Raw genomic sequence first — 12,116 nt, forward strand, 5'->3', positions numbered from 1 at the left:
CGGCTCTGTTGATGATGCCACAATAATTCCCCCTTCAAATTTGACTCACAAACTGTGCATGTTAAGATCATAATCTCCCCTAGTATGAATAAACTTGGTTGCTTTCATGCATTCTTGTTTCTTAGGAAGCACTGAAAAAAGCTCCCTCCAGTGATGGAGAGAGCTTTGCTATTTGCATAGGTTCAAGTGACTGTTCGAGCCTAGACTTCCATAATAATTGGAAGGATCATTGGTCTTCTTCTGGTTTGTTCATATAAAAAGCGTCCGAGAACATCTTTTACGTTTGTTTTTAAAGATGCCCATTCATTTACATTTTCATTCATTAACTTCGTTAAAGTATTCGTAACGATTCGATTGGCTTCTTCCAAGAGACCCTCTGATTCACGTACATAAACGAATCCGCGGGAAATGATATCCGGTCCGGATAAAATTTTGCCATCTTGTTTGCTGAGAGTAACGACGACGACAAGAATACCGTCCTGAGACAGCAACTTACGGTCGCGCAACACAATGTTGCCTACATCTCCGACGCCCAGTCCATCAATTAGAATGTTGCCGCTTTGAACCTTAGATCCTTTGCGTGCAACACCATTTTGAATTTCTACCGTGTCACCGATATCGCACATAAAAATATCTTCTTTCGCCATGCCCACAGACTCTGCAAGGATTCCATGTTGACGCAGCATGCGATATTCACCGTGAATAGGGATAAAATATTTCGGCTTCATTAAATTGAGCATAAGCTTCAATTCTTCTTGACTGCCGTGACCTGATACGTGAACACCGGTTACAGAACCCGGTCCGTAAATCACGTTAGCTCCGATACGGAATAGTTCATCAACCGTACGACCTACGTCACGTTCATTCCCCGGAATCGGCGTCGCTGCAATAATGACCGTATCACCAGGTAAAATATCAACTTTACGGTGAGTAGAACGCGCCATTCTTGTCAGTGCTGACATAGGCTCGCCTTGGCTTCCGGTGGATAGAATGACGACCCGATCAGCAGCAAGCTTGTTCACTTCTTCTGGCTCAATCAACATGCCATCCGGAATGTTCAAGTAACCTAATTCGCTTGCAATCGATACCACGTTCACCATGCTTCGACCGATGACGGTAACTTTACGATTCGTTGCTGCTGCTGCATCAAACACCTGTTGTACACGGTGAATGTTAGATGCAAAAGTTGCAATGACGACTCTCTGCTTCGCTTTACGGAACACTTCTTCAATCTCAATGCCCACACTGCGTTCCGAGCCTGTGTAACCAGGACGTTCCGCGTTGGTGCTGTCAGAAAGCAAGGCTAGAACGCCTTTCTTCCCGATTTCCGCCATACGGTGCAAATCTGCATATTGATCATTGACAGGCGTTTGATCAAATTTGAAATCGCCTGTATGAACAACGACGCCTTCCGGCGTATCCAGTGCGACACCGACAGAGTCAGGGATACTGTGGTTGGTTTTGAAGAATGTTGCTGTAATAGTGCCCAGAGAAAGTACAGAATCCGCGTTAATAAGGATCCGGTTCGTCGTACCGAGCAAATTCGCTTCCTTCAGCTTCGCCTCAATGAGTCCCATTGTTAGCTTAGTTGCATACAAAGGAACATTAAGGTGCTTAAGTACATAAGGTAAGCCGCCGATGTGATCTTCATGGCCGTGAGTAATGATAATGCCGCGTACTTTATCCCGATTCTCCGTTAAGTATCCGATATCTGGAATGACAATATCAATTCCGAGCATGTCCTGCTCAGGAAATTTCAAACCACTATCAATGACGATGATATCGTTCGCATACTGAACGCAATACATATTTTTTCCGATTTCGCCCACGCCGCCAAGAGCGAAGATCAAAAGTTTATCAATATTTTTTTTGGACAAGAATATACCTCCTTCTAAGATTGGACGACGAATTTTAAATGAAAAACCGAACTAGTCACTTGCAACCATTATACATGAAAAAAAACTACAAATACAAGTTAATACCGATTACAATAGCTTCCCCAAAAAAAGAAAACCGATGCCGGAGCACCGATTCATTAGGCGTTATCATTCAAAAAGTGATTGGATGAATTGTCCTTCTTGCTCGGATACGCGAACTAACGGAAGCCTTACGCCCCCTGTTTGAACGCCTTTCAGTGCAAGAGCATGCTTAATGGGCGCAGGACTCGGTACACGGAAAATGCCAGTAAATACAGGGTGCAGCTTGCGATGAAGTTCTGCCGCTTGCTGAATGTTACCTTCTAAATAATACTTTACCATAGATTGCATTTCTTTTCCAATCACGTGGCTCGCAACGCTAATAATTCCATGACAACCAACGGATAGCGCTGGAAGCGCAGAGCTGTCATCTCCGCTGTATACAAGGAATCCAGGGGCTGCATCATTGAGAATACGGGTCAGTTGATCCGTGTTCGCACAATCCTTGGTTGCCACGATATTCGGAATGCGGGAAAGACGAATGGTTGTTTCGGCGTCCAGATTGACACCCGTACGTCCCGGTACATTATAAAGCATGACAGCCACCTTAACGGATTCAGCCACCGCTTTAAAATGCTCGTACAGCCCCTCTTGCGACGGGCGGTTATAGTAAGGAGCAACGATGAGCAAAGCATCTACTCCGAGGTTCTCAACCTTTTGTGAAAAACGAATGGCATGTGCCGTATCGTTACTTCCAGTGCCTGCAATGATTTTGCAACGGCCACGGGCATAGCGAACGGAAAGTTCGATAAGCTTCAGCTTTTCATCGTCTGTTAATGTTGGTGCCTCTCCGGTGGTTCCGCAAATTACGAGGCTATCGGACTGCTGTTCTTCGATTAAATAGTTGATAAGCGGTTCTACTTGGTCCCAGTTGACTTGTAATTGCTCGTCAAACGGAGTGACCATGGCTGTGATTACTCTTCCAAAATCCACCGATTGCACCTCCTGAGTTTCATATTTTATTTATTTAAACTAAATTTATGATGTAACGCTTTAACCGATCTAATCATATCTTCGCCTTGAACAAGCACCCAAATCGTCGTATTCGAATCGGCTGATTGCAGGATCCGTATGTCTTCTACGGTTAATGCTTCTACAATTTGCGCCATAATTCCCGGCACACCGTTCATGCCTCCGCCGATGACGGAAACTTTCGCACATCCCCTCGAAGCTTGCGGCTCATAGCCATGACTTCTCAGGAGTTTGACAGCACGCTCCGCCTCGTGATCGAAGACCGTGTAAACGACTGCCGATGCATTCACACTAATAAAATCTACACTGATCTGGTTCTGCGCCATCGTCTTGAAAACACGAAGCTGCAAATCAAACTGCCCCTCAACGGCAGCAACATGAATTTGCGTAATATTCGTGAAATGAGCAATACCAGTAACAAAGCGGTCTTTCACTTGATTCAAATCATGCGAAATACTGTCTGATGCCGTTACCAAAGTTCCTGGTTCCTTCGTGAACGTAGAGCGAACCCGAATCGGAATATTGGCGTGCATCGCCACTTCAACGGCACGCGGATGAATGACTTTAGCTCCATTATGCGCCATATTGCAAATTTCGGCAAAACTCACTCGAACAAGCGGTTTAGCGTCCTCGACAATTCTTGGATCCGCTGTCATTATCCCATTCACATCGGTGAAAATATCAACAATATCGGCCTTCAAAGCTGCTCCCAGCGCAGTCGCCGAAGTATCGCTACCTCCGCGTCCCAGTGTCGTCAGCTCATCAGCGCTTGTTTTCCCTTGAAATCCGGTAACAATCACAACCATATCTTGTTCCAATAATTCTAAGATGCGGTTAGGCTGCATAGCAACAATCTTGGCGTTGCCATGATCGTCATTCGTAAGAATGCCGGCTTGCCCACCTGTCAAAACTGTAGAACGGATGCCCCTCGATTGCAATATGCTGCACAAATGCACCGCAGAGATGAGTTCCCCGCAGCCCAACAGCATATCGAGTTCCCGCGCCGGCAGTCCCTCCCCGTTCTGGCGAACGAGGTCTAGGAGCGTGTCAGTCGCGTAGGGTTCCCCTTTACGTCCCATCGCAGAAACGACAACGACTAATTTGTAATCATCGATTAGTGCATCTTGAATATGTCCAATAACGTGTTCTCTGGCTTGTGCGGTGGAAAGCGAGGTACCTCCGAATTTTTGTACAAGGATTCGCATAGGTTTCCCCCATATTAACTGCAACTTGATCGCAGTATGCTGATTATTGTTCTATAGCAATATATTCAGCAATTTGCACAGCATTCCAAGCAGCGCCTTTGAGGAGATTGTCAGAAACAATCCACATATTCAGAGCTTTTGGGTTGCTCAAATCGCGGCGAACGCGACCAACGAAGGTTTCCAGTTTGCCTGCTGCATCTGTTGCCAATGGATATTGCTGCTCGGCAGGATTGTCAACTAATACGATCCCGGGAGCATCCGCAAGCAAAGTCTTCACTTCCTCTACGTCGAAATCTTCTTTCAATTCCACGTAGACAGACTCGGAATGCCCATAAACAACTGGAATACGCACGCAAGTTGCGGTTACTTCAATGGACTCGTCACCCATAATTTTTTTCGTTTCAAGAATCATTTTCATTTCTTCGTTCGTAAAACCGTTGTCGAGAAATTTATCGATTTGCGGTATGGCATTAAATGCGATTTGGTGCTTCACAGGCAAGGAGCCTACGGGCAAAATGTCCGGATTCGCATCATTTCCAGCAAGAACTTCTTGAGATTGTCTTAACATTTCATGAATGGCTTTGGAACCCGCTCCAGAAACGGCTTGATACGTCGATACGATGATACGGGAAATGCCATAGCGGTCGTATAAAGGCTTCAAAGCAGCAACCAATTGAATCGTGGAGCAGTTCGGATTCGCAATGATTCCTTTGTGCTCGTTGATTTTGTCAATATTGACTTCTGGAACAACCAAAGGCGTATCCGCGTCCATTCGGTATGCACTTGTGTTATCTATGCAAATCGTACCCGCTTTAACGGCATGCGGAGCTAACGCTTTAGACACATCGCCACCAGCGCTAAACAAAGCAATATCAACACCTGCAAAGCTATCGGGTCCGGCTTCTTGAACCGTTACTTCTTCACCTTTGAATGCAATCTTCGCGCCTGCCGAACGAGCGGAGGAAAGTAATTTCAATTCCTTGATGGGGAAATTCCGTTCTTCTAATAGACGGATAATTTGTTCGCCTACTGCGCCTGTAGCACCGACGACTGCAACGTTAAAAAGCTTCTGGTTGGACATGAGCTGGTCTCTCCCCTTCAAGATTTATCTATATTAGTATTGAAATCTCTCAATAATCATGGGCTGTAACTGTTTGCCTTCCAGTGCGGATTCACAAGCTTCCATAATCAAGTCCATGCGAGCTACCAACGAATTTGGCTTAGCTCCAGGCGCATCTTGACCAAAAGGAACAAAATAAATGTTCTTCGTAATCAAAAGCTTAGCGATATTCATCGCATTCAAGCCCAGTCCGTCATTGGTTGATATAGCAAGAACAAGAGGACGTAAGTTCCTCATTTGCGCTTTGGCTGCCATTAATACAGGACTTTCCGTCATCGCATTCGCAAGTTTGCTAGTCGTATTCCCTGTGCAAGGCGCAATAACCATCACATCAAGCAACTTGGATGGACCCAGCGGTTCTGCATCTACAATTGTGGAGATGATGTTGTTGCCTGTTATTTCCTTAATCTGTTGCTGCCAATCCGCCGATTTGCCGAAACGTGTATCTGTTGTCATGACCGTATTGGAGACAATCGGAATGACACGGGCACCCGCATCTACAAATCTCTTAATCTGAGGCATAACCTCTTCCAGCGTACAATGAGAACCAGTTAACGCGTAGCCGACCGTTTTTCCTTCCCAATTCATTCCACAACGCTCCTGTCTTTAAAGTCTTCCTCGATCAGCTGACTTAGTGTGTTCGCCATGATGCGGCCAGCTGTTTTGGGGGCGACGATGCCAGGTAAACCGGGCGCGAGCATCGCTTTGATGCCTCTTTTCTCGGCAAATCGGAAATCCGTTCCGCCGGGTTTAGAAGCCAAATCGATGATGAGCGCGCGATGTGGGATATTGGTAATAACTTGCGCTGTGACTATCATAGTCGGAATTGTGTTAAAAAGCAAGTCAATATTCCCCACTTCCGGATACAAGTCTTTCGTATAAAATGCCTGAAAACCCATCTCCCACGCCCTCGCAAAATGCTCCGCTTTCCTTACCCCTACCTTAACGGTAGCCCCTAAACCTTGCAGTGTTTTGGCCATCGTGAAACCCGTACGGCCAAAACCTAGAACCATACATACAGAACCGTGGATTGTTATATCCGTGTTCTGTATCGCCATCATCAGAGCGCCCTCAGCGGTCGGAATTGAATTATATATCGCGACATCGTCCCGATCGAATAATTCCACAACCTCTATCCCCTGTGCGGCGCAAAGTTTTTTCAAGTAACTTTTGGCCATTCCTGTGTACACTTTGGCATGCTTCGGGAGCGAAGAAATATGAACGTCCGTAAGTTTCAGCTCTTCGCTTGAAAAGATAGATTCCACTTGTCCCGAATCATCCGTACCTACGGCCGGCAATATAAGGACATCAATGGCTTGAAGCAGCGCAGGATCCAGCTTGGCGTTGGATACACCGCTAAATTGCCTGCCGAGATTGTCAAAGCCGAATAATGTCACCGTCGCATCAAGCTCGGTAAATTTCTGAATTACTTCAAGCTGCCGGGCGTCTCCACCCATGAAAGCAACCGAAATCCCAGTAAGCATTGTTTGCTTACACCCCTTTCTCGGTCCGTTTCGATACGTTATAATATGCGTTCGCCTAAAGATGGGTGCCTCTCCTTTAAGAAACAAAAAAGAACCCCTTTTCAGAGGTTCTCCCATCTACTTCTTATCGACCGGTGTGACCGAAACCGCCGGCTCCCCGCTCCGTTTCCGTTAGTTCATCAACTTCCATTAATTCAATTTGCGGCACAAGCTGAAATACCATTTGCGCAATGCGCTCATTTCGCTGGATTGTGAATGACTCCTGCCCGAGGTTGATCAACAACACTTTGACTTCTCCCCTGTAATCGGCATCAATCGTTCCAGGCGAATTCAGCGTTGTTATGCCGTATTTGAAGGCTAACCCGCTTCGCGGCCTGATTTGCGCTTCCAGCTCCGGTGGCATGCTCAGGGCAAAACCAGTCGGAATAAGTTGACGTTCTCCTGGAGCAAGAACAACAGGCTCGCTTACAGCGGCATAAAGATCATAACCGCTAGCTGCCGCGGACATTTTCTGAGGCAAGAGAATATCCTCCTGCCCGGATACACGTTTTATTTGGACATCAAACTTAGAGAGAGACAAGCTGATCCCTCCTGAAGCTGCCGATGACGTCATCTGCATTCCCTACCATAGAAAGAGCGAAAGGCGTCGAGAATAATGTCTTCGTTAGCGCTTGAATATGTTCCATTTGAACGCTGTCTATGCGCCCAAGCATTTCGTCCAAACTGTAATGCTTTCCGGTCATCAGCTCGTTTTTCCCGAAACGGTTCATGCGGCTGCTCGTGCTCTCAAGGCTTAGAATCAAACTGCCCTTCAACTGTTCTTTGCCTTTCTTCAGCTCGGACTCCAGCATGCCTTTCACCGCAATATCATGCAGCAGCTCCATCGTAACTTTCAACACTTCTTCCGTTTGTTTCGGGGCAGTGCCGGTATAAATGGTAAAGAGCCCGCTATCGATATGGGAAGAGTGATACGAATACACGGAGTAGGCTAAGCCGCGCTTTTCACGGATTTCCTGAAAGAGTCTGGAACTCATGCCACCGCCTATCGCGTTGTTCAGCAGCACCATCGGGTACAGGTTCTCCTCTTGAAGCGATAGTCCGGGAAGCGAGAGGCAAATATGATTTTGCTCTGTTTTTTTCGCATGGAAAATGAGTTCTCCAAGGAAATCTGGTGCATCGTAGCTCGTTTCCACGCCTGCTTGAGCGAAACCGCCAAAATGCTTCTCGATCAGTTCACGAACGCTATCATCAATATTGCCGGCAATACTAAGCACTGTATTTTCCGTATTATAATGCTTTTTCATATAATTACGAAGATCATCGGAATTCATCTTGGATAAATTCTCTTCTGTCCCAAGAATCGTATAGCCTAACGGATGAGTACCATATGAGGCTTTCGCCAACAAATCATGGACCAAATCGTCAGGCGTATCTTCGTACATGGATATTTCTTCGTAAATGACTCCCTTTTCTTTCTCCAACTCCCCTTCATCAAAAGCAGAGTTGAAAAACATATCCGAAAGCACATCCATCGCCAGCGGCAAATGCTCATCAAGCACTTTGGCATAATAGCACGTATACTCTTTGGAGGTAAATGCATTGACATTCCCGCCAATTCCGTCAAATATCTCAGCAATATCTTTGGCTGAATGACGCTCCGTTCCTTTGAACAGCATATGTTCAATAAAATGCGAAATGCCGTTTTGCTCTTGAGACTCATTACGTGAGCCAGTTTTCACCCAAATTCCGAACGTAACCGATCGAAAAGTAGGGATTTGTTCCATAACCACTCTCAAGCCATTATGTAAGCGATATTTGATCACTAAGTTTCCTCCTCAAAATGAAGCCCTGTAAAGTCCCATTTCCAAATTATACTTCCTCAGTCTAACAAAAATGTGCGGGCGACTCAACTTTACAGCTTGACCGCCCATTAGTTGACAATTTGGCCGGCCTCTGCAACCCGTTTCGATGAAAGCATCTCCGTAACAGTGCCGATTGTCAATCCTTTATTCTTGATGATCCGAATCATTCCGGGCAATGCATCTCGGGAAGAAGGCGTTGGATGCATCAAAATGAGCGATCCTGGCTCCACATTGGCCGATAGCCGCTGCAGAATTCGATCTGCCCCCGGATTTTTCCAATCAATCGTATCAAATGTCCAAAGGACTGTCTTCAATTTAAACTCAGCGGCTACTTGAACCGTTTCTTGCTTGAAATAACCCGAAGGCGGCGCAAAAAGCGTGTTGTTCACACCTAACTGCTGTTTCAGCAGCTGTTCGGTTTTGGATATTTCCTCCACTGCTTTGCTGCGGCTAACATTCCTCATATCTTTATGCGAATAAGCATGATTGGACAGTTCATGTCCCTCGCTCTGAATTTTTTTGGCCATTTCGACGTTCTTATTCAACCATGACCCATCCAGAAAAAAAGTGGCATGTACGTTTTCTTTGCGAAGCGTCTCTAAAATACTCGGTATATATTCATTCCCCCATGCAACGTTGATCATGAATGAAACCATCGGCTTATTAGGGTTCCCTTTATAGATCGGGTTAGGACCTAAATCTTCCAACTGAATGCTAGGGGGCACTTCTTTCATAACATAATTAATTTTGCCTGGAGTCAATCTGTGTTCGGCAATCTTAAGGGTTTCCTCTATATCGACTTCAAGCCCGTTATAACCGGGGATGGCTTTCCAAACAGGATCTAATTTGGCATTGACTGGAGCAATTTTGCGCTTTTCCGCTTCTTTGGTAATCGTCTCTAACAGATTATTGTTTCCAATAGGTCCAGATGCGAAAACCGGAAGCGCTTCCTCGTCCTCCCAATCCGCCCCAAATAGATAGGGACTTTGCCCCTGTTTTATGGTTTGGATATAAGCACCTACATGAGGGATAGAATTTAAGGCAAGCATAACCATAGCAAAAAAACTTCCTAGAAGAAGCCACTTCTTGTAGTGCATAGACAGGTCCCCCTTATCTTCATGTCCTGAGTGTATGCAGGAAAGGACAAGAGTAGAACGAGGCATGTCCGTGATTGTCTGAAAAAGCAAAAAAGAGACAGATAGATCTGACTCTTTATCCAAAGCTGCTAATATGAAAAAGGGACTTCACAAGTCACTCGGCTCTAAGTTTGAGCCGGGACTTGCGAAGTTAATGTTGCTTTGCGGGACAGATTTACTCGTCCTTGTTGGTCAATCTCGGTTACTTTCACCGTGATTTGATCACCAACGTTAACGACATCTTCCACTTTCGCTACGCGTTCAGTGGAAATTTGAGAAATATGAACCAGTCCTTCTTTACCTGGCAATATCTCTACGAAAGCTCCGAATTTCTCTACGCGTTTAACTGTGCCGAGATACGTTTCACCGACAATCACTTCACGCACAATGCCTTCAATGATGGAACGCGCTTTTTCGTTCATCGCTTGATTGGAAGAAGCAATGAACACACGGCCGTCTTGTTCGATATCGATTTTCACGCCGGTTTCTTCAATGATTTTGTTGATGATTTTGCCGCCTGCTCCGATGACATCACGGATTTTATCAGGGTTAATGTTCATCGTCAAAATTTTCGGTGCGTATTCGGACAACGTTTTCTTAGGTTCAGAAATACGGGAAACCATTTTGCTTAAAATGTGCATGCGGCCTTCTTTGGCTTGCTGCAAAGACTGCTGCAATATGTCGCGGTCGATCCCGTCGATTTTGATATCCATTTGAAGCGCTGTAATACCTTCTGCCGTACCCGCGACTTTGAAGTCCATATCGCCAAGATGATCTTCCATCCCTTGAATATCGGACAAAATGGAGAAATGGTCTCCGTCTTTAATCAGCCCCATCGCAATACCCGCAACCGGTGCTTTGATCGGCACGCCGGCATCCATAAGCGCTAATGTGCTTGCGCAAATACTTGCTTGGGATGTCGAACCGTTGGATTCCAGAACTTCTGAAACTAGACGAATCGTGTAAGGGAAATCAGTTTCGTTAGGGATAATCGGCTCCAGAGCTCTCTCCCCTAGTGCACCATGTCCGATTTCACGGCGACCCGGCGGACGAAGCGGTCTTGCTTCCCCTACGGAGAACGGCGGGAAATTATAGTGATGCATGAATCGTTTCGTTTCTGTAAGATCCAAGCCATCCAGGATTTGAACATCGCCTAGTGCGCCTAGTGTACATACGCTCAACGCTTGAGTCTGACCACGTGTGAACAAACCGGAACCGTGAGTGCGCGGCAGCAAATCAATATCGCAGTCAATCGCGCGGATTTCTTCTAATTTACGTCCATCCGGTCTTACTTTATCATGCGTAATCAAACGGCGGACTTCTTCTTTAACGATATCATAAAGCGTTTCTTTCACATCGCCTAACAACTCAGGCGTTTCAGCATACAAAGCTGTAAAATGTTCTACGGCTTCCGCATTTACAACATCAATGGCTTCTTGTCTAGCATGTTTCTCGGAAATTTTGATGGCATCGACTAATCTAGCCTGTGCGAATTCGCGAACTGCTTTACTGACATCAGCGTCTACCGCATGGAGTTTCACTTCCATTTTAGGCTTGCCGGCGATTTCAACCAATTCTTCAATGATAGCGACAATTTTGCGAATTTCATCATGTCCGAACATAATCGCTTCCAGCACAACGTCCTCCGACACTTCATTGGCGCCTGCTTCAACCATCATGATTGCGTCTTTCGTACCCGCCACTGTTAAGTGCAGATCACTTTTCTCTGCTGTCTCTCCCGTTGGGTTGACGACAAACTGACCGTCCACACGTCCGACAATAACGCCGCCGACAGGACCGTTGAAAGGAACGTCGGAAATGGCAAGAGCCGCGGAAGTCCCGATCATGGCTGCAATTTCCGGTGGACACTCTTGATCCACGCTCATGACCATGGAAACGATTTGGACGTCATTCCGGAATCCTTCCGGGAACAACGGACGAATCGGACGATCCGTCAAACGGCTGGCAAGAATAGCCTTTTCACTCGGACGGCCTTCACGCTTAATAAATCCGCCTGGAATTTTACCTACAGAATACAGTCTCTCTTCATAGTTAACAGTTAACGGAAAGAAATCCAGGTCTTTCGGTCCGCTGGATGCCGTAACTGTACTAAGCACAACCGTGTCGCCGTAGCGAACGGTTACTGCCGCATTGGCTTGTTTGGCTAGTCTGCCCGTTTCAAGAATGAACGGTTTGCCGCCAAGTTCCATTTGTACCCTTTTCTCCATAATATCCTCCTAAGGAATGTTCATATTCATTATGTGTTGTGATACGCATACACAAAAAGGAAGGTCAGTGACCTCAACATGGTGACTCCGTATGTATCCAAAGAATGCCTTGAGCTGGAGTCATCCTCTAATT

General features: G+C 46.0%; 10 protein-coding genes. All 10 read right to left on the reverse strand.

Translation table 11 applies throughout. The annotated features are described in order from the left end of the window. Positions 1 to 200: 200 nt before the first annotated feature. The 10 genes from GC097_RS24575 to pnp all read right to left on the reverse strand — a co-directional run bounded on the left by GC097_RS24575 (position 201) and on the right by pnp (position 11,983). Positions 201 to 1,877, reverse strand: a complete 1,677-nt coding sequence (locus GC097_RS24575) for a ribonuclease J (RefSeq protein ID WP_171685943.1) — start codon at positions 1,875 to 1,877, stop codon at positions 201 to 203. A 168-nt stretch (positions 1,878 to 2,045) separates the two neighbouring features. Continuing rightward, positions 2,046 to 2,909, reverse strand: a complete 864-nt coding sequence (gene dapA, locus GC097_RS24580) for a 4-hydroxy-tetrahydrodipicolinate synthase (protein WP_171685944.1) — start codon at positions 2,907 to 2,909, stop codon at positions 2,046 to 2,048. A 26-nt stretch (positions 2,910 to 2,935) separates the two neighbouring features. Beyond that, positions 2,936 to 4,153, reverse strand: coding sequence for an aspartate kinase (gene dapG, locus GC097_RS24585; RefSeq protein ID WP_171685945.1), 1,218 nt, complete (start codon positions 4,151 to 4,153; stop codon positions 2,936 to 2,938). 43 nt (positions 4,154 to 4,196) lie between these two features. Further along, the gene (locus GC097_RS24590; protein WP_171685946.1) at positions 4,197 to 5,234 is read right to left on the reverse strand and encodes an aspartate-semialdehyde dehydrogenase; all 1,038 of its coding nucleotides are present in this window, start codon (positions 5,232 to 5,234) and stop codon (positions 4,197 to 4,199) included. A gap of 33 nt (positions 5,235 to 5,267) precedes the next feature. Next, positions 5,268 to 5,861 (reverse strand): dipicolinate synthase subunit B, encoded by a 594-nt coding sequence (locus tag GC097_RS24595; RefSeq protein WP_171685947.1) that lies wholly within the window; start codon positions 5,859 to 5,861, stop codon positions 5,268 to 5,270. Beyond that, positions 5,858 to 6,757, reverse strand: coding sequence for a dipicolinate synthase subunit DpsA (dpsA, locus tag GC097_RS24600; RefSeq protein ID WP_171685948.1), 900 nt, complete (start codon positions 6,755 to 6,757; stop codon positions 5,858 to 5,860). The genes GC097_RS24595 and dpsA overlap by 4 nt, the downstream gene beginning before the upstream one ends. A gap of 124 nt (positions 6,758 to 6,881) precedes the next feature. Further along, on the reverse strand, positions 6,882 to 7,337 hold the full coding sequence (dut, locus tag GC097_RS24605) for a dUTP diphosphatase (RefSeq protein WP_281364354.1): 456 nt from the start codon (positions 7,335 to 7,337) through the stop codon (positions 6,882 to 6,884). Beyond that, complete coding sequence (locus GC097_RS24610; RefSeq protein WP_171685950.1) at positions 7,324 to 8,580, reverse strand: M16 family metallopeptidase; 1,257 nt, start codon at positions 8,578 to 8,580, stop codon at positions 7,324 to 7,326. The genes dut and GC097_RS24610 overlap by 14 nt, the downstream gene beginning before the upstream one ends. 107 nt (positions 8,581 to 8,687) lie before the next feature. Beyond that, positions 8,688 to 9,716 carry a polysaccharide deacetylase family protein gene (locus GC097_RS24615; protein ID WP_246294439.1) on the reverse strand — a complete coding sequence of 343 codons (1,029 nt, stop codon included), beginning with the start codon at positions 9,714 to 9,716 and terminating at the stop codon, positions 8,688 to 8,690. A 164-nt stretch (positions 9,717 to 9,880) separates the two neighbouring features. Beyond that, positions 9,881 to 11,983, reverse strand: coding sequence for a polyribonucleotide nucleotidyltransferase (pnp, locus tag GC097_RS24620; protein WP_171685951.1), 2,103 nt, complete (start codon positions 11,981 to 11,983; stop codon positions 9,881 to 9,883). Positions 11,984 to 12,116 lie beyond the last annotated feature (133 nt).

This window comes from Paenibacillus planticolens, from assembly GCF_013141725.1.
Lineage (GTDB): Bacteria > Bacillota > Bacilli > Paenibacillales > NBRC-103111 > Paenibacillus_E > Paenibacillus_E planticolens.